The sequence below is a fragment of the Bacillus sp. DNRA2 genome, assembly GCF_012843265.1.
GTDB lineage: Bacteria > Bacillota > Bacilli > Bacillales > Cytobacillaceae > Bacillus_BU.
The window spans coordinates 314,671-334,345 of record NZ_JABAIT010000001.1 but is presented as its reverse complement, the minus strand read 5'-3'; the positions used below and the strand labels follow the sequence as shown (position 1 = coordinate 334,345).

19 protein-coding genes are annotated in these 19,675 nt (G+C 38.5%); 2 read left to right on the top strand and 17 right to left on the bottom strand.

Annotated elements, in window-relative coordinates; genetic code table 11:
• Window positions 1-82: 82 nt before the first annotated feature.
• The 8 genes from HHO41_RS01545 to HHO41_RS01510 all read right to left on the bottom strand — a co-directional run bounded on the left by HHO41_RS01545 (window position 83) and on the right by HHO41_RS01510 (window position 9,215).
• Window positions 83-1,258 carry an ABC transporter permease gene (locus tag HHO41_RS01545; protein ID WP_169095045.1) on the bottom strand — a complete coding sequence of 392 codons (1,176 nt, stop codon included), beginning with the start codon at window positions 1,256-1,258 and terminating at the stop codon, window positions 83-85.
• On the bottom strand, window positions 1,255-1,956 hold the full coding sequence (locus HHO41_RS01540) for an ABC transporter ATP-binding protein (protein WP_211170993.1): 702 nt from the start codon (window positions 1,954-1,956) through the stop codon (window positions 1,255-1,257). The genes HHO41_RS01545 and HHO41_RS01540 overlap by 4 nt, the downstream gene beginning before the upstream one ends.
• Window positions 1,953-2,990, bottom strand: coding sequence for an efflux RND transporter periplasmic adaptor subunit (locus HHO41_RS01535; RefSeq protein ID WP_169095044.1), 1,038 nt, complete (start codon window positions 2,988-2,990; stop codon window positions 1,953-1,955). The genes HHO41_RS01540 and HHO41_RS01535 overlap by 4 nt, the downstream gene beginning before the upstream one ends.
• 55 nt (window positions 2,991-3,045) lie before the next feature.
• Window positions 3,046-3,978 (bottom strand): DUF4405 domain-containing protein, encoded by a 933-nt coding sequence (locus HHO41_RS01530; protein ID WP_169095043.1) that lies wholly within the window; start codon window positions 3,976-3,978, stop codon window positions 3,046-3,048.
• 216 nt (window positions 3,979-4,194) lie between these two features.
• Window positions 4,195-4,386: a hypothetical protein gene (locus tag HHO41_RS01525; RefSeq protein WP_169095042.1), complete on the bottom strand. Its 192-nt coding sequence runs from the start codon at window positions 4,384-4,386 to the stop codon at window positions 4,195-4,197.
• 205 nt (window positions 4,387-4,591) lie between these two features.
• A complete protein-coding gene (locus HHO41_RS01520; RefSeq protein WP_248278317.1) occupies window positions 4,592-6,529 on the bottom strand; it encodes an ABC transporter permease in 1,938 nt (645 codons plus the stop codon).
• 15 nt (window positions 6,530-6,544) lie between these two features.
• A complete protein-coding gene (locus HHO41_RS01515; protein WP_169095041.1) occupies window positions 6,545-8,461 on the bottom strand; it encodes an FtsX-like permease family protein in 1,917 nt (638 codons plus the stop codon).
• Window positions 8,448-9,215: an ABC transporter ATP-binding protein gene (locus tag HHO41_RS01510; RefSeq protein ID WP_169095040.1), complete on the bottom strand. Its 768-nt coding sequence runs from the start codon at window positions 9,213-9,215 to the stop codon at window positions 8,448-8,450. Before HHO41_RS01510 ends, HHO41_RS01515 begins: the two co-directional genes overlap by 14 nt.
• Before the next feature lie 182 nt (window positions 9,216-9,397).
• Between HHO41_RS01510 and HHO41_RS01505 the strand changes: the two genes are divergently transcribed.
• Window positions 9,398-10,069: a response regulator transcription factor gene (locus HHO41_RS01505; RefSeq protein WP_169095039.1), complete on the top strand. Its 672-nt coding sequence runs from the start codon at window positions 9,398-9,400 to the stop codon at window positions 10,067-10,069.
• A complete protein-coding gene (locus HHO41_RS01500; protein WP_169095038.1) occupies window positions 10,066-11,091 on the top strand; it encodes a sensor histidine kinase in 1,026 nt (341 codons plus the stop codon). Before HHO41_RS01505 ends, HHO41_RS01500 begins: the two co-directional genes overlap by 4 nt.
• Before the next feature lie 24 nt (window positions 11,092-11,115).
• On the opposite strand, the gene HHO41_RS01495 is transcribed toward HHO41_RS01500, so the two are convergent.
• From HHO41_RS01495 to HHO41_RS01455, 9 genes are all read right to left on the bottom strand, one after another.
• A complete protein-coding gene (locus HHO41_RS01495) occupies window positions 11,116-11,982 on the bottom strand; it encodes a sensor histidine kinase (RefSeq protein ID WP_348981202.1) in 867 nt (288 codons plus the stop codon).
• Window positions 11,983-12,272: 290 nt separating this feature from the next.
• Window positions 12,273-13,616: an RNA-guided endonuclease TnpB family protein gene (locus HHO41_RS01490; RefSeq protein ID WP_169095037.1), complete on the bottom strand. Its 1,344-nt coding sequence runs from the start codon at window positions 13,614-13,616 to the stop codon at window positions 12,273-12,275.
• 302 nt (window positions 13,617-13,918) lie between these two features.
• Window positions 13,919-15,856, bottom strand: a complete 1,938-nt coding sequence (locus HHO41_RS01485; RefSeq protein ID WP_169095036.1) for a CoA-disulfide reductase — start codon at window positions 15,854-15,856, stop codon at window positions 13,919-13,921.
• 86 nt (window positions 15,857-15,942) lie between these two features.
• Window positions 15,943-16,338 (bottom strand): DsrE/DsrF/DrsH-like family protein, encoded by a 396-nt coding sequence (locus tag HHO41_RS01480; RefSeq protein WP_169095035.1) that lies wholly within the window; start codon window positions 16,336-16,338, stop codon window positions 15,943-15,945.
• Window positions 16,339-16,501: 163 nt separating this feature from the next.
• Window positions 16,502-17,377 carry a peroxiredoxin family protein gene (locus HHO41_RS01475; RefSeq protein ID WP_169095034.1) on the bottom strand — a complete coding sequence of 292 codons (876 nt, stop codon included), beginning with the start codon at window positions 17,375-17,377 and terminating at the stop codon, window positions 16,502-16,504.
• Between the two features lie 227 nt (window positions 17,378-17,604).
• On the bottom strand, window positions 17,605-17,838 hold the full coding sequence (locus HHO41_RS01470) for a glutaredoxin family protein (RefSeq protein ID WP_169095033.1): 234 nt from the start codon (window positions 17,836-17,838) through the stop codon (window positions 17,605-17,607).
• 170 nt (window positions 17,839-18,008) lie between these two features.
• Window positions 18,009-18,242, bottom strand: coding sequence for a thioredoxin family protein (locus HHO41_RS01465; protein WP_169095032.1), 234 nt, complete (start codon window positions 18,240-18,242; stop codon window positions 18,009-18,011).
• 51 nt (window positions 18,243-18,293) lie between these two features.
• Window positions 18,294-19,298, bottom strand: a complete 1,005-nt coding sequence (locus tag HHO41_RS01460; RefSeq protein ID WP_169095031.1) for a permease — start codon at window positions 19,296-19,298, stop codon at window positions 18,294-18,296.
• Between the two features lie 15 nt (window positions 19,299-19,313).
• Window positions 19,314-19,667 carry an ArsR/SmtB family transcription factor gene (locus tag HHO41_RS01455; RefSeq protein WP_169095030.1) on the bottom strand — a complete coding sequence of 118 codons (354 nt, stop codon included), beginning with the start codon at window positions 19,665-19,667 and terminating at the stop codon, window positions 19,314-19,316.
• Window positions 19,668-19,675: the final 8 nt, after the last annotated feature.

Sequence of the window (19,675 nt, the reverse complement as noted above, 5' to 3'; positions counted from 1 at the left end):
CCACTCTATCCGTACATTAAAACAATTCTAATTTTACCAGCCACACAACAAAAAAGTAGAGGACACGAATCCTCTACTTTTTCTATTGATAGCGCAATGCTTCGAGCGGGCTAAGGTTGGCTGCTTTGTTGGCTGGAAAGATGCCGAACACGACACCGATTAATACGGAGAAGCTGACGGCGATACCGACCGACCACCATGAAATCGCCACCGCATACTCAAGCGCTGCTGACAATATTTGCGCACTGCCAATTCCAATTAACACACCAAGCACTCCGCCAATTCCACTCAGCACAATTGCTTCTATTAAAAATTGACCAAGAATGTCTTTCTTTTTCGCACCTATTGCTTTGCGAATCCCGATTTCTCGCGTTCTTTCTGTTACTGATACGAGCATGATATTCATGATACCAATCCCGCCAACAATCAAGGATATACCTGCGATTCCGGCCAACAGCATCGTCATCGTATCCGTTACAGAGGTTAACGCTTCGGCAATATCTGCCTGATTTCGAACACTATAGCTCGATTCATCGCCACCAAAGGCAATATTTAAGTTACGTTTAATCATCGCCATTCCTCGATCGACGGTATCTTCAGAGGTCATCTTCACCGAAGCTGAGGTAACAACAGTTTGTCCTAAAAAGCGTTGGGCTGTTGAGAATGGAATAAGGACTTTGTCATCGACAGACCCCTGTAATTCATCACCCTCTTCTGTAAGGACGCCGATTACCCTAAACGTTGAGCCATCAATTTTGACTTCCTTATCGACCGGATCAGTAAAACCAAATAATTCAGTTGCCACATTTGCACCGAGCACGACGACTTTATTGCGATTGTCCTGATCAATTGGTAAAACAAAACGACCTGAACGGACAGAAGTTTCTTCAACATTTTGATAGGATGGGGTCACACCTTGAATTGTCACGCTATCCATACTGGTTGTTCCGTTCTTTAGCGTGCCACTTCCTGAAACCGTTGGTGCGACTGCCTCCACCTCTTCAAGATCTTCGAAGGCTAAGACATCCTCATACGTGACCATTTCTTCTTCGGAATTTCCAGATAGGTTAATGGAAACCTTCGTTGTTCCTAAGCCGGAAATATCATCTGATACAGATTTTGATGCCCCTTGCCCAAGCGATACGAGCGCAATTACAGCTGAAATACCGATGATAATTCCGAGCATCGTTAACATCGAGCGGAGTTTATTAGCTAAAATATTTTTAAAGGCTATTTTTAAGGCTTGGCCAAATTTCAATGATAGACAACCTCCTCTCTTGCTAAAATCTTACCGTCATGGATACGGATAATTCGCTTTGCTTGTTTGGCAATATCCATGTCATGAGTAATTAGGACAATCGTATGCCCCTGTTTATTCAGTTCTTTCATTAATTTTAAAACCTCTGCACCAGTTTTACTGTCTAATGCCCCAGTTGGTTCGTCTGCCAACAGGAGGGGAGGATTCCCAGCAAGGGCGCGAGCTATAGCGACCCGCTGCTGCTGTCCACCTGATAATTCGGTGGGGCGATGACTCGCCCTTGAGTCCAAACCAACTTTTTCCAGGGCGCTCATCACGATTTCTTTCCGCTCAAGCCCACTCAAGCCCCGATAAATTAGTGGCAATTCAACATTTTCATACGCCGTTTGCTTTGGCAAAAGGTTAAAGGCTTGAAAAATAAAACCGATTTTTTGATTACGAACATCTGCCAAATCGTTATTTTTCAAAGAAAAAACATCTTTTCCATCAAGGTGATATTCGCCTTGATCTGGGACATCGAGGCAACCAATCATATTCATAAGCGTTGATTTACCAGAGCCTGACGGACCAATAATCGCGACAAAGTCGCCTTTTCTGACAGAAAAGCTAATATCATCCAGAGCTTTCAGCGTTTCTCCACCCATTTTGTAATACTTAGACAAGCTTTTGATTTCGATTATTGGTCGTTCGTTTGTCATTGTCCAGTTCCTCCTTGGTTACGCATTCCGCTACGATCACCAGGAGGCATACCACCTTGTCCCATGTTGCCGCCGTTAAAGAATCCACCTTGGATCATGTTTTTTTGATTTTGGTTATTACTATTATTGGAGTTAAGTGTTGGTAGCACGACCTCATCTCCCTCAGTAAGTCCGCTCACAATTTCAACCAAAGTGTCGGTTTGAAGTCCGATTTCAATAGTTTGTTGCTTCGTTTGGATGGTTTGTTGTGTTTTGTTCTGATCATTTGTTGAGCTTTCGGTTTGAGCAGAAGTAGCAGCTTGATCCTTAGAAGGAATCAGCACATAGTATTGATCATCCTGTTTTTGAATCGCTGCGACTGGTACGGTTAACACATTTTCCTTTTTATCAATCGTAATCGTTGCTTCCGCGGTCATTCCGATTTTAATTTCGGTTGGTTCGTTAATCTTAATATTCACCTGATATTTAGCCGTAGAACTGGTTGAATCTTCATTTGCCTCTTTGGCAACACTTGTAACCGTTCCAGTAAACTCCTTATCACTCAGCGCACTTACTTCAACTTTTGCGGTTTGTCCAACCTGTACTTTACTAATATCTAATTCATCAACATTGACAATCATTTCAAGGTTGTTGTAGTCCGTTACCGTAATTAGCTCAGTTCCCATTTGAACGTTACCATCAACGTCAACGTTTAATGCAGTAATTTCACCTGAAAAAGGAGCAACAATTGGGTCTATTTTGTCATCAACAAACGTAAGTAGTTCATCTCCTGCTGTCACTGTATCCCCCACTGCGACATTCACAGCCTCAACCGTTGCATTTCCTTCAGCCGTAATTGCTTCTTTATTTTCAGCAGAAATGTTCCCAGTTCCACTCACAGTGACTTCCACATTACCCAATTCCGCAGCAGTTGTTTGGGTTTGAATCGCTGGAGATGCGGCCGTTTCGTTTTTATTGGTAAAATAGTTGTATGCTGCAAATCCACCACTAGCAACAACGATGACGACCACGATACTAATGATCCATTTTTTCATGTTCTTCGTCCCTTCTTAACATATTTTGGAGTCTATCAATTGAATCCTTCATCGATTACATCAGTGGACTCTCTTTGCGCTTTAGCTTGATTTTTCCTAAGTAGTGGGTAAGAATCACAAACACCGCCATGATACCAAAGTAAGTAGCAATGACTCCTAAAGCACTAGGGCTTTCGCCAAATCTGCCCTTTTCACGTCTCATTTCATCACCATGAAAGCCGCTTTGTTCATCATCATTTCCTTGGAAATCTCCATCAGGAGGTGTTGGCATGTCGTCATTATCGCTAAAGCCTGAATCTGGTCTTGATGGCTTTTCACCATTAAAGCCTTCAGGTGGCTGACCATTTTCTCCAAATTGACCTCTTTCAAATCCTCGACCTTTTTGACCTTCAAATTGCACTTGCTGTGTACCGGTAAAAATATTAGCGGAGGAAGCTAAGTGTGATCCAAAGCCAGTCGCATACATTTCAAAAGCACCAAATAGAAACAGAGCTACAACCGCCATTTTCACACCATAATCAAACCAATTCGGAAGAGCTTTAACCTTGAAGATTTTTTTCGAAAGCTGGATGACCCATTGCCAATGAAGTCCGGTATGAACAGCAACTAAAACCAGCGTAATATAAGAAACTGAAATATGGAGCATTTGTATCCAACGCTCGTTTCCGATTGATAGGTTTGGGAAAACAACCCTTGAAATGATAATTCCTGTTACAATAATCGCTATCATGGCCACCAATAAGAGTAAATTTAATAAATAGCTAATTCGTGTTTTCCATGACAGCTTACGATTGAACAATTTTAACGTAACATTCTTCACCCATTTCACATTAAATAAGACGTGGGCCAGAATAGCACCGCAAATGGCAAGCCCGGCAATTTCATGAAAGGCCAATCCTCCTAGCACACGGTCATTGTAAAATAACGCAAAGGTTACGCCCATGATCAAATCCAGACCATATTGAACATACAGGATTTTCTTTTTCAAATCACGATTCTCCTAACTTGATAAATTTATCTTCTTTCATTACATAATGAAATTTTAAGCATTAAGTATGTCCAAACTATTAAGAAGCTTTGACTGAGACATTAAAGAAATTGGGCGAATCCGTAAAACTTTGGCAGCTCGTATCAATTTGAATAAAAAAAAGCCTCCATTCCCCTGAAAAGGAATGAAGGCTATCTAAAACATATAACAAATGAATTATTGCCAATGAGGTGATTTACCAAGTTCTACTAAGGCCCAAATAACATTAAACATAAAGACACCGATAGCAATTGGAATGGCAATTAATACCGTTCTGCCCATTTTTTCTTTAATAATCGCAAGATAATACCCACTGCCAAACAAAGTTGCACAAGCAAGAACCAGCATGACTACCAATACAATATACATCTTACCTAAACTCTCCCCTTATAAATCTGAATTTGTAATTCCTATTTCCATATAAAAATTAATACAAATACCCCTTGTCCTATTATAAGACTATTTATTGCAAAATTTAAATCATTTTGTCTAATTTTATTGTTTTTTTAATTTCCATAGTAAAAACTATAAAAAAGAAAAGGAGAATTTTTTAATCCTTCTCCTTTTTATAGCTCTAGCTATTCACAATTCGATTGTAGGTATTCACTGTCATTAGGTAATAACCCAAATATATCATCACAAATGCTGCCATTGCTGAAACGATTGGCACAACCAAACTAATCCCTATCAAATCGGAGATAAAGTTACTCGTGAATTTTAATATCACACAGCCATGCAAAATCCCTACTGTTAACGGGAGTCCGAATACGAACAACATTTGCTTGTTGATAGTGTGACGAATACCCTTTGTATTCACACCTATCTTCCGTAAAATAGCATAATCCTGCTTTGACTCAGTTGCCTCAGTTAACTGTTTAAAATAAATAATGCTACCCGTTGCACCGAGAAACACCAGTCCCAAAAAGCCAAGGATGAACAGCATGAGTGCGTTCCCTTCCATGCCCTCTTTATATTCGGAATAGTAAGCGGAGTAAGTTTGAAAATCCTTGCCGACCAACTCATTCACCGCAGCTGACGTTTCTGCAGCACTATTTTCACCCTTAACTTCATAAACCTTGTAGTTGAGCGGCCTCATCCCTTCACTTAATTCAACAAATCTTTCATCGCTTACTACAACCACAAAATCAGGATAAGCAAATGGCAATATGCTTCCATCAAGCATCGTGACAAATGTATACTGTTCATTTCGGTCTGGCAGCCGTAACACAAAATTTTTTCCCGCAAAATCAGCAGCAGTAAACTTGGTGAACCGTGGTTTAATTGCCGCGGCCTCATTCCCTGACAACGAAATGTCTTCCCCATCTCGATCCAAAGCTTCCATAACTTGATTCATTGTCGTTTCCGAAATAACTTGAAACGGTCCGGCTCCAGTTTCATAGTCCAATTTAAAGTCAAGCTTACCTTCAACGTTAATCACCGCTATATCTAACTGAGCGATAATTGGATGCTCCTTATCACTGGCAATTACCTGTTCGACTTTCTGGTCAAACTCCTCACCTTTGGACAGATGACTGTAACTAAATGGCACAACATCCTTGGTGCTTTGCTCATTACTATAGTAACCACTATAAGTTGCACCAAAAAAGCTAATCGTTGCCCCGCTCATTAAAGCAATCATACTGAAGGTACGAGCATTTCCCTTAATCCGATGCAATAGCTGCGTTGTTTCAATTAAATTGGTGCCTCGGTAGTAACGATGTTTATTTTTCTGAGACCATTTCAAAAGAAAAACGGTCACAAAGCGGAAAAATAAATCTGTACCAACTACAAGCATTAAGAGAGCAATTCCGTAATTCGTAAAAATATATGTTTCAGATAATTCCTCAGGAAATGGTCGTAAAATTAACCAGTAACTCACACCTAGAAGTATGAGTCCGACAACTGTTGAAAGTACTGAAGACTTTGGTGCATCTTCCCCTTTTTTCTCAGCCTGAAATAATTCGATTAATTTATAACGATAAATCATCCGATAGCCTTGAATTGAGGTGAACAAAATCAAAATCATAAAAACTAAAACCGTCTGCCCGATTGCCATCAGGGAAATACCAAAATCGACCTCTGCCGACGCCCCCATTAACTTGACTAAGATCATCGCAAACAATTTTGATAACAATGTACCGAGCAAAATGCCAATCACAAGAGCAATAAGCCCCATCATCACGTTTTCAAAGAAAAGCATTTGACCAATCGTTTTCTTACGCAAGCCAAGCATCGAATAAAGTCCAACTTCCCGCTTTCTTTTTCTCATAAAGAAGGAATTGGAATATAGAATAAATAAGGCAACGAACAAAATTAACACAAATGACGATGCCATAAACATAAACTTCATCGAATCTGAAATTAAGATGCTGTCCTGAATCTTTTCGCTATATTGGAGCGACACAAACGTATAATATATAACAATACTAAATACCAATGAAGTAAAATAAACCAAGTAATTGCTGAAATTCCCCTTGATATTTTTCATTGCTAATTGAAATAACGTCATCATATTCACCTCCATCTATTATGAATTGACAATTTGGTTGTAAGAATTAACCGTAAACAAATAGTAAACCAAATATATAAGCAAATATGCACCAAACGAAGCAAGGACAGGTGCAAGAACATTAGCCTCCATTAAATCAACACCAAAGATTGCTTTTAAAATAACGATACAATGCAAGATGCCAATTATAAACGGTAACATGAACACGAACATCGTTTGCTTCGCTACAGTTTTAAGAACTTGTCTTTTACTTACTCCTAGTTTACGAAGGATTTTATAACGATTTTGATCAAGTTGCGCTTCTGAAAGTTGTTTAAAGTAAATAATGCTGCCAGTCGCTGCAAGAAACACAAGCCCCAAAAACCCTAACAGAAAAATATCCATTCCAGAGGACTGTAATTCATTTTTATAGGTTCCATAAAAAGTGGAAAGCTGGGATTTGCTTTTACCAAGCTGAATCAATTTATTTGCCGTTTCCTCAGTTGTCTTTTCATCTTTAACCTTATAGGACTTTAACAAAAGTGACTGATTTGTTTTTCCAAGCTCAGCAAAAAGCTCATCACTCACAACGAAATTCATATCTGGAGAGCTCCAATATAGAACACGATCTTCCATCATCTTCTCAATTGTCAAATTGATAGAATCTTCATTTGTGATAAGTTTCAAAGTTTTATTGGAGTAGTCTTCAGCGGTGTTATCCTGCCATGGCCGAATCGCTACTGCTTCATTCCCTGTAAGCTGAATGATTTCATCACGTTGTAGAGATTTTTGAATTTGATTAAAAGTGGCGACTGAAATCAGATTTACCGGAACATCTTCTGGTTTGTAGCCATATGGAGTATAAGGAAGCCTGGATAGGTTTCCTTTAAGCGTGATAATTGGAATATCTAGCTTAGCCGTGATAGGATGCGCTTCATCATTTTCAATTATCCTCTCTACCTGTCGATCAAAGTTATCATTTATTGAAAAATGACTATAGCTAAATGGCATAAATTTCACAGCACTCTTTTCAACATTATAGTAACTTCCGTAACCGATACTGATCGAACATAAAGTAACAGCACTAAGTAAAGAAATCATTGTTAAGGTCGTCTGATATCCTTTAACTCGATACAACAACTGTGAAGTCGTAATCAAATTCATTCCTTTATAATAGCTCGTCTTATTCTTTTGCGCGGCCTTTAATATGAACACGATTAAGGATCGGAATAAAAGAAACGTACCAGCTACAATGCCGACTAAGAAAAGCAGTAATTGTATTCTTGGTTCTTCGATAATCGATTCAAAAATAATCCAATAGCTGGAATCTAGCAGGACAACAGCCATAACGGCACTGATAATTGACGCTCGTGGTACTTGTTCGCCTCTGTTTTCAGCCTGAAATAAATGAATTAACGAAAAACGAAAGATTAAACGATATGCCTGTATTGAGGTAAAGATGATGAGACAAAGAAATACAACCATGGTATTTAAAATGGCTTTGATTGAGATACCAAAACTGATATTAACTGGTATGTCCATCAGTTTAAGTAGAATCATTGCAAATAATTTCGACAGGATCGCCCCAAGTAAGACCCCTACAACAATGGCCGAAATACCCATGATTAAATTTTCATAAAAAAGCAGTTTCCCAATCGTTTTTTTCCTCACCCCAAACAAGGAGTATAAGCCAACTTCCTTCTTTCGTTTTTTTGTAAAAAAGGAATTTGAATAGAGTATAAAAACAGACACAAATAAAATTAATAGCAAAGATGCCTGAAAAAATACTGATTCCATTACATCCCATGATTCAATACTCGACTGAATATCCGGGCTAAATCGCAGCGATACAAATGTAAAATAAATCACAACGCTGAAAATCATTGAAAAGAAGTAAAGCAGGTAGCTTTTAACATTACCAAGCATGTTTTTCTTCATCAACCTAAATAACGTCACCTGCACCACCCCCAAGTGCCGACAATACATCTAAAACTTTTTGAAAAAATTCCTTACGAGTTCCCTTACCTTTAACAAGCTCGGTGAATAATTTTCCGTCCTTAATAAAGATGACTCGTTGACAATAGCTGGCGGCAAACGCATCGTGGGTCACCATTAAAATGGTCGCATGATCATGTTCGCTCAAACCTTTTAAGCTTTCCAACAAATCTGTTGCCGACTTCGAATCTAGCGCCCCAGTTGGCTCATCAGCGAGGATCAAGCTAGGCCTGGACACAATTGCCCGCGCTGCTGCTGTACGTTGCTTTTGTCCTCCTGAAATTTGATATGGGTATTTTTCTAAAATCGAGGTAATACCAAACTTATCAGCAACACGAGCAACGTCTTCCTCTAATTTGGTGGTATTGATTTTAGCCAAAGCCAGAGGCAACACAATATTTTCCTTGACGGTTAATGTATCGAGCAAATTGTAGTCTTGAAAAATAAATCCTAATTTGTCGCGTCGAAATTCTGATAATTGCGCTTCGTTCATCTTTAAAATATTAGTTCCATCAACGTTGATGCTTCCTGATGTCGGTTCATCAATGGTTGCCAATACGTTTAGCAAGGTCGTTTTTCCCGATCCTGACGGTCCCATGATCCCGACAAATTCACCCTCTTGAACCGTTAAATCAATTTCATTTAAAGCATTTACAATGACACCTTTTGAGCCATAAACTTTTTTAATTCCGCTTGCCTCAACAATGGTTCTCATCTATGTCAATCCTCCAGTTTAAAAGTTGCAATCCTTTGATACTTTCATTCTACCGTAATCATCCATAATCAAAGCTTACAGATCCGGCATACAACCTTACAATATTGTAAGTACGATTGCATTCCCGTTTTTTTATGGGATAGTATAAAGATGAAGGGGTAGAACCACACGGAGGTTATGTTATGAAAATCATGATTGTAGAGGATGATCCAACGATAAAAGATATGCTTGGTGAGTCACTTATCAAATGGGGCTTTGAGATCGCTAAAGTTGAAGAATTTGATGATATCCTCCAGCAATTTATTAATGAAAATCCTCACCTCATTCTCTTAGATATTAATTTACCCGCCTTTGACGGATTTTACTGGTGCAATAAGATTCGTGAAGTTTCAAAGGTACCGATTATCTTCATTTCATCCAGAAATACACCGATGGACATGGTGATGTCAATGAATATGGGTGGAGATGATTTTATTCAAAAGCCCTTTGATACCGATGTGCTGGTCGCAAAGATCAATGCACTATTGCGCCGTGCCTATTCTTATATTGATTTACAACCAAGTGTCCTCGAACATAATGGAGTCGTCCTTAACTTAAAGGATTGGGAGGTTTTTTGTGGCGAAGCAAAAATTGACCTATCAAAAACTGAATTTATTATTTTGCGGATCTTAATGCAGCAAAAAGGGGCGATCGTCAGTCGGAACAAAATCATGCGCAGTCTCTGGAAGGACGAAAGCTTTGTTGATGATAATACGCTGACTGTCAATATCAATCGCCTTCGCAAAAAGCTAGCCGAGTTAGGCAAAGACAGCTTTATCTTGACGAAAAAAGGGGAAGGATACATGATCCAATGAGTTTTATTGAGTATGTAAAGGATAAGCGTTATTTCCTGTTATTTTTCATGATTGTCATGGTCTTCACCTCGATTATCCTCATTGTCAGCGTTGATGGTGAGCCACTGTTGAGCAATCTTTTATACATGAATATCAGTTGTATGATATTTGCAGTTGGATATTTGACGGCAGGTTATTTCCACCATAGAAGGTTTTACCTTGAATTAAAAGGAGCCATTGACAGCAAGCAGAGAGAAATAGCCGCTATTCTTCCAGAACCCCAGAATACTCAGCACAAGCTGTTTCTTGAGCTTATCGAAAAATTCATTGCTGAAAACGATAAACAGCTCCAAACACTTCTTGATGAAAAACGTGATGGGCAAGATTTTATCATGACATGGATACACGAGGTCAAACTGCCAATTGCTGCCAGTCGACTAATTATGGAAAATAGTTCGGGCAAAACTGTCGATTCTGTCGTCGATAAGTTAGAGGATGAGCTGAATAAAATTGATCAATATGTCGAGCAAGCACTCTACTACTCTCGCATTGATACGTTTTCAAAAGACTATTTTATCGCTGAGATATCTCTGAATAAAATTGTTAAAAACAGCGTCAAAAAATATGCAAAGCTGTTTATTAATAAAGCTATTAGGTTCGAGATGAAAGATATGGAGCAGTTTGTCCATAGCGACAGCAAATGGCTCGGCTTCATCGTCGATCAAATCCTTGCCAATTCATTAAAGTACACCGATGTTAGCGGTGAAATTGCGGTTTATTTTGATGAGGACAATAAGGCAAAACGTCTAATCATTCAAGACAATGGTATCGGGATTTCCCCTGAGGATATAGGTCGTGTTTTTGATAAAGGCTTTACTGGCGCAACTGGGCGCAGCCATACCAAATCAACGGGTATCGGTCTTTATCTTGCCAAACAGCTTGCACAAAAGCTTGGCCATCGGCTTACGATTGAATCAGAGCAAGGTAGCTACACAAAACTCATCATTCACTTTCCGAAAATAAGAAATTACTATCACTTATAAAAAAAACAGACCAACAGCACAGTACTAATACTCTGCAGTTGGTCTTAAATCTGTTAGTGGAAGCAATATCGTAAAGGTCGTCCCTTCACCTTCTGTACTTTCAACTGTTATTTTCCCTTGATGCAAATCAATAATTTTCTTCACAATCGAAAGTCCTAAACCATTTCCATCCATTAATCGATTTCTAGACTTATCACCCTTAAAAAAGCGTTCAAAAATCCGCATCTGGACATCCTTTGTCATTCCAATTCCTGTATCTTGAATACGAACTCCTACTTCCTTATTATCCATGACTCGTAAATCCATCATGATTTTTCCACCTGAAGGAGTGAACTTAATCGCATTATGAAGCAAATTAATCCACACCTGATCCATTAGCTCCTCATCCGCATCGATGCTTACCGGATCAAGCTCAACCTCCATTTCGATTTGTTTCTCATTCCATTGCGGTTCACATGAAAGGACAATTCGCCGTAGCTGACGATCGAGCCGGTAGTTTTTGGGGTCCACCGTTGGATGTTCGGCCTCCAATGACGTGAGCTTTAACAAATTTTCACTTAACTTAGAGAGGCGTTTACTCTCTGCTTCAATAATACTAAGATAATGATGTCGTTCCTCCACTGACAAGTCATTTTGTTTTAGCGCATGAGCAAACCCACTAATTGACGTGAGCGGCGATTGGATTTCATGGGAGACATTGGAGATGAACTCCTGGCGCATTTTCTCCAATTGCCCCAATTCATTCGCCATGTGATTAATACTTTGGGCCACTTCATATAGTGGATTTTCAGGTGAATGTACTTGCTTGATGAACACAGATAAATCAATATTGAAATTTCCTTGGGCAATCATTTCCATCGCTTCAATGATCGGTCGGTCAACTACCCCCACTGAGGTGAATCTTTTCAGTGGGGGCTTGAGTTAGAACTCTAGGTCTTCTCGTCTATTGCTAGACTATTTGACGCTCTAGCGTTCATGCCACCTTACGGTAGCACCCCAAGTTAGTTTTTGGTCGGTACTGGCGACGAACTATCGTTTTCCCACTTGCACCCTCCCTGTAATAAGTTAAGGTTCTCCGAACGAATTCGGTGAAGTCATAGCCTTACGAACCATGTACTACAAGCCCCGGCACATATGTGACGTGTACACACGGATGGTTGACACACCCACTAAGCCATGCGCTAGACAACAGCCTTACGTTTTTGAACTTTTAATAGGATTGGTGTTTTCACTTTGAAATTTTCATCCAATTCTACAACTTCTGATTTTCTTAATGTATTCAATGCTCCGTTGATGTCGGCATGAATGCATTGTCCAGATTTACTTTGATACAAACCACGGGTGATGCGCTTTCCACTGAATTTATAGGTGGTTTTATCATCTTTTGACCAAACAGAAAGGGTATCTTTGTCTAGAAAACTAGCTTTTGAGGTATAGCTTTCTTCTTGTCTGAGAAAACGGATGCCTTCTTTTAAACATTTATTTTCTATGGCAGATATGAGTTTCTGAAATGGAATTTGGACAAACTGCTGATTGTTCCTTTTCCCCATATCACATTCTTGTTTCCAGCCCGCGTTATAGCCAATTACGATTGTATCAATGTTGAATTCTTTTACCTTTTTAAACAACAAGCCGACGGCTTGTGAAAAGTATCCATTGATTTGGTGCTCTCGTTTATTCCAAAACCCAGCTAGTTTGTTGGTCACGACCCGTTTAGAAATGCCGTTTTCGATATTTTTCTGCTGTAAATTACTTATGGCTTTATTAAAGTATTGGTTGATAGATTTTAACTTTTTCCCATCAATTAAGAAGGTATCCCCTATATTTGTCGCACAGCTTAACAATCTATCTACACCTAAATCACAACTTAAAGCGTTCACTGTGGTTGTAGGCTGTTTTTTCATTTGAGCGATTTGCACTTCATAAGTGTAATGCACCTCAAAGAACCGACCTTTTTGCTTTGGTTTGATTTCAATGTAGGAGATTTTCTGGTTTAATAAGTTCTTCGGCATACGGATTTTGATAGAACCGAAACGTTTTCTGAATTCCACATTCATTGGAATTGACCAGTATCCGTCTTTATCTGCTTTTGGAATTTGATAGATTTCAATAATTCGTTTTTCAGTGGAGCCGGAATACTTCGGAAACCTCGGACGACCAGTGAATTTTTCTGGATTCTTCTTCCACTGTTCCAATGCTTTAAAAAAGCTTTTCGCCTCTGAAAATAGTGTTCTACGTATAGCTTGAACCGAGTTCGATTGCACACCCCAATAGTTGACATCGGTCTGCATGGCAGTATCTACTTCTTTCACCGTTGCCATCCTATTGTTGTTTAAGGAACATTGTTTTATCGCATATAACCCAACATTCCGCAGTGCTTTTGAACTATGAGTCATACGTTGAAGTAACCGAAATTCTTTAGCCGTAAGACTAGCTCGTCCTAAGTTCTGTTTTTGAGTGAATCGTTGAATGTTTTCCGTTTTCTTTTGCTTTCGCAATACTTTAATTGCCTTTTTCCTTGTCATTTTGTTCACCGCCTTTCAAGTTGAATTTAATGTAATTTAATTTTAGCAATAGACAAAACGAGAATCGAATATTTGCTCCGTTATTGAGAAAAAGAATTCAAAAACACTTCAGCCTAACGGCTGACGTCAATTCATCTCCACCTGAATTGTTGGGCTTCACCCGCAACACAAATCAGATGGAGTCTTCTTGCCGGAAAGGCTAAAAACTGAATATGAACGAATAAATATTTAAACATTAAAAGGAGTCAAACATTATCCTGGTCTGGATATCGCTTGACTCCTTCATCATTTATTATTAAGTTTTATTTTTTCTTAATCCAAAACTTAATGATTTTATTTTCCTGTTCTGTTTTTAATAATTCATGTCCTGCGTTTTTAGCCCACACAGGAATATCATTTAACGCACCACGATCTGTCGCCTGAAGCTCAATCACCTGACCACTTGTTAAAGTATCAATGCCCTTTTTTAATTTTACAATTGGCATCGGACAAGCAAGACCTGCAACGTCTAAAACGACATCTGTGTTCATGTTATTTTCAACAACCGTTTCACCGCGGTCGTTTGTTGTCGTTTCTACATTTGTTTGAATATTAGAGCCGTAAACAGCAGAGTATGTTTTCCAACCACCATCAACATTTTTAACGTGATAGCCATGATTTTTAAGAACCCGGCTGGCTAAATAGCCACGCAGACCAACCTGACAGCTTACATAAACAGTTTGATCTTTTGGTATCTCATTTAATCTGTTTCTTAAGTCATCGAGTCGAATATTGATTGATCCTTCAATAAAGCCAAATTCTCGCTCCATTGGCTCACGGACGTCGATTAGTAGACCACCATTAGCGACAATCTCATCAATTTCATGCCATTGAACATGTTCCATTTCACCTTCAATAATATTAGAAGCCACATATCCAGCCATATTCACCGGATCTTTTGCGGATGAAAACGGTGGCGCATAAGATAGCTCTATGTTTGTTAAATCCTTAACCGTTAAACCACCTTTAATGGCTGTTGCAATTACATCAATTCGTTTGTCGGCACCATCCGCACCCACAGCTTGTGCACCGTAAATTTTCCCAGTTTCTTTGTCAAAGATTAATTTTAATGAAATTGGTGCTGCACCAGGATAATATCCCGCATGAGAACTTGGGTGGATATGAACCACTTCATAAGGAACGCCTAAACGCTTTAACGTTTTTTCATTATTACCAGTTGCGGCCACTGCTAAATCAAATACTTTGGCAATTGAGGTCCCAAGTGTTCCTTGATATTCCTCTTTTTTACCCATCATGTTGCTTGCGGCAATTCGGCCTTGGCGATTCGCTGGTCCAGCTAATGGAATCATTGCCTTTGTACCACTAATATAATCGACAATCTCAACTGCATCACCAACAGCAAATATGTCTTCATTAGAGGTTTGGAGATATTCATTCACAATAATGCCGCCACGGTCACCCAATTCCAATCCAGCCGCTTTTGCCAGTTCGTTTTCCGGTCTAACTCCGATTGATAGAATCGTCATATCTGTCTCAATTTCTGTTCCATCTGATAAAAGAACCATTTTACCCTTTTTGGCAAATGACTTCACGCCATTTTCAAGAACGAGCCGAACCCCTTTTTCTTGTAAATGTCGATGTAAAATGCTCGCCATTTCAAAATCAATTGGCGCCATGATTTGATTAGCCATTTCAACAATTGTCACTTCGATACCACGATCAACAAGGTTTTCAGCCATTTCAATTCCGATAAAACCACCACCGATTACAACCGCTTTTTGTGGCTTTTGCTCATCAACATAAGCTTTAATTTTATCTGTATCCGGGATATTCCTTAGTGTAAACAGACTTTCATTCTCTTCAAGTCCAGGAATCGGTGGCACAATTGGTTTCGCACCTGGTGATAACAAGAGCTTGTCGTAGCTTTCCTCGTATTGCTCATTTGTTGTTAAGTTCTTAATGGTAACCTTTTTATTTTCAGGATCTATGCTCAATACTTCACTTAAATTTCGAATATCCATGTTAAAACGGGCAGACATTCCTTCAACCGTTTGCACTAATAGCTTACTGCGATCTTTTATTGTTTCACCAATGTAATATGGTAAACCACAGTTGGCAAACGAAATATATTCTCCACGTTCAACAAGAATAATTTCCACATCTTCACTAATACGTCTTAGCTTCGCTGCTGCTGTTGCACCACCTGCAACACCACCAACAATAATCACCTTTTTTGTCACTGTTGTTTCCTCCTAGTTGACTGTCTCTTCACCCAATATTAGTATATGATTACCCACCGAGGTATAATATTAACGAAAAAAATTGATTAGAACGTTAGGGTAATATCTGCATCTTTGGCAAACTGTAAAAATGTTACAGCGCCTCCAACTTCAACACCATCTACAAAGGCTTCTAACTCTAATCCCATAACATCCATCGTCATTTGGCACCCGATAAATTTAACCCCTAACTCTTGAGCCATCGCTACTAACTCTGGAATTGCCGGAACATTGGCATTCGCAAAACCTTCTGCGAAATGCTCTTTTCCCTCAGGCATTGGCAGTTGTGCGTTTGCCTCTTTATGAATTAAATTTAATCCTTCAAATGTAAAGAAAATGGCTACTTCTTGGTCTGAGGCAGCTGCAGCTGTTGCGATATTAAAAACTTTATATGCATCAAATAATCCACCATTACTTGCGATAATTGCTACTCTTGTTGTCATGTGTAATTCCTCCAAAATGTTATTGAAACGAAACCTATACCCGCATAGGTATATTAGTATAATAATAAAAACCAAATCCGTTGTCAACAAATTATAAATAAAAAGCTGATGATGCTCATTATTATGCTCACATCATCAGTTTTTTATTATTTTAATATACTAATCAATCAGCGTTACTGATCAGTTTCTTAAGTTTTTCCTTATCGACAGGTCCAGTAATTTTTTGAACAATTTTTCCGCTCGGGTCAATTACATAACTTGTTGGAATTGTCATAGCCTGGTAAGTATCGGCGACCACTCCGTTTACGTCTAATAGCACTGGGAACGATATACCGTAATCCTCCATAAATTGATTAATATGTTTTGGATTCTTTTCTGATGTTGTTAGATTCACCGCAAGAATTTCAACTCCATCTTTACGATATTCTTCATAAAATTCTACTATATGCGGCATTTCCGCTTTGCAGGGCGGGCACCAGGTTGCCCAGAAATTCACAATGACAGTCTTCCCACGCATATCTGAAAGCTTTACCGCGTTTCCGGTAACAGATTCCAATTGAAAGTCAGGAGCTAAATTCCCTATTTGAACCCCTTCTATTTGTGATTCGTTTACTTGTTCTTTTCTATCTATTAACAGAAAGCCTGTAATCTGATTCGTAATTATGGTTATAAATATAAACATAATAATTGTCTGTACCGCTAACTTTTGGGGTACTTTTCGATATGTTGATTTTACAAAAAAATAAATGAGTGCAAACATGATCGCAAAGACGAGACCTTTAGTGCCACCAGTAAAATACAATAAGGAGAGTAGGCTTTTAAACACCAAGCTTGGCTCAAATATGATAAGACTTAACTTCCATATAATAAAGCCCCAAAAAAGACTGTCAGTCATAAGTTCGAATACGTTTTTACTAATTTCCTTTGTCTGGGTGCGATTGAGCATTAGTTTGACAAGAATAAGACCAAATAGGATTGCGCCACCGAGGATGAGCCATTTTAGGGCAATCGTAATCGAACCAATCTGAATATATTCCATTTTCCACTTCCTTCAACAAATATTCGTGCTTTTTGATACGAAAAAATAAGAGACTACTTCTAGTCCCTTAGAAAAATTTTGATATCATATAAATGACTCCTACCAGGAGCCAGAGCAAAACCCCAGGTCATATCGGTGGAATAATCCGTTTCTTGTTAGGGTCTTTTGGTTGGATTCCTCAGGAATTATTGCGGCAATCGCTCATCATGACTCCCCTTTTTATTTATTTAGCCTCTTAAAGCAAGCATAATATTTTGTGGGTCATAACCTAATACCCATTTTCCGTTAATTTCCGTTTGCGGCACACCCATTTGCCCAGTTTGACGCACTACATAATCCATCATTCCAGGTGATGCTTCCACATTTACCTCTTTAAACGGAATATTTTGATCAGCCAAGAAATTTTTTAACATTACACAATATGGACAACGATTAGTCGTATAAACAGTTACTGTACTCATTTGAATTTCCCCTTTGTTCATTACTTATCGCAGGTATTTGCGATGATTTAGCTTCATTATATACCCTGGTAGGTATTAGTTCAACCGATTCGCTCTTGATGAAATAAAAAAAGGAGCTTGGAAATTATCCAAACTCTTCTTAGTTATATTCCTATTCAATGGTCGCCAATTTAATTTTTTAGAATTGCAACAATTTCTTTTGGTTTCAAAACCTTTCCATTAGAAACAACTTTTTCATCAATAACTAAACCGGGTGTTGTCATAATCCCATAGGACATGATGTCTTTAAAATCAGTCACTTTAACTACTTCAGCTTCGATACCTAACTCTTTAATAGCAATCTCAGTGTTTTCTGCTAATTTCACACAACTTTTACATCCGGAACCTAAAATTTTGATTAACATATAACTTCACTCCTTAAGTTTCTAATGATAAAAATCCACATCAAACCATGTTTATAAAAATATATATCCAAAAGTATTAAAACTGTATCCTACGATGATAATTCCAACCGTAACGATTCCAAAAAATGTCGCTAAAAGCTTAGTCTTCACCACTTTTTTCAACATAATTAAAGATGGCAAAGAAAGAGCTGTAACCCCCATCATAAAGGCTAGTGCAGTCCCAATCCCTACTCCCTTTTCAACAAGAGCTTCGGCAATTGGCAATGTTCCAAAGATATCAGCATACATCGGAACCCCAACCACAGTTGCTAATAAAACAGAATACCACTTATCTTTGCCTAGTAATGCTGTGATGATGGACTCAGGTATCCAATTGTGAATAGCAGCACCGATCGCAACCCCAATGAAAATATATAACCACACCTTTTTAATGATGTCGATTACTTGTTCCTTTGAATAGTCTAATCTTTCAAGAGTTGATAATTCTTCTTGTTTGGAATCAGGCATCTTATTGTTATAGACAAATGATTCTACATATTTTTCTAGTTTCAACTTACTAATGATGCTTCCACCAATAACTGCTAAGATGAGGCCTACAACAACATAGGAAATAGCAATCTTCCAGTTAAATATACTTGCCAACAATATTACCGAAGCTAAATCGACAAGAGGTGATGAAATCAAGAATGCGAAAGTCACACCAATTGGCAATCCAGCACTTGTAAATCCGATAAATAATGGAATAGATGAGCAGGAGCAAAACGGTGTAACTGTACCAAGTAACGCACTCAGAATATTGGCTGTGATGCCATTAAACCTTCCTAAAATTCCCCTTGTTCTTTCCGGTGGGAAGAAGCTTTGAATATAAGAAATAACAAAAATTAGAACTGAAAGTAGGATAAAAATCTTCATAACATCATAAATAAAGAAATGAACACTTCCACCAATTTTACCATTAACATCTATACCGAAAACGTTACTTACCAACAATGTAACCAGATTATAGAGCCACTCCATTTTTAATATCTGGTTGTTTATCCATTCAAACACAAACATTGAATCATCTCCCAATTATTTTTCAAGCAAATTAGGGATTAGATTTATTAATTTTTCCTTATTTAAATGGTAGATCGTAAATTTCCCCTCTTTTCTTGATTCAATAATCCCTCCTTTTTCCATAATCCTTAAATGATGGCTGATGGTTGATGAAGCCCCATTCAACCCCGATACAATTTCACACATGCACATATCCTCAATCCAAAGCAGCGAAATAATCTTTAACCTCGTTTCATCTCCTAACCCTCTAAAAAAGTCAGCAACGCTTTCCAATTCCGCGCTGTTCAATACTTTTGGGAATTGCGACTCTGCTGAATGTCGAATTTTGTCCATTTCATCATTAGATTTCAAGTTCCATACCGTTTTCATCCCCAATT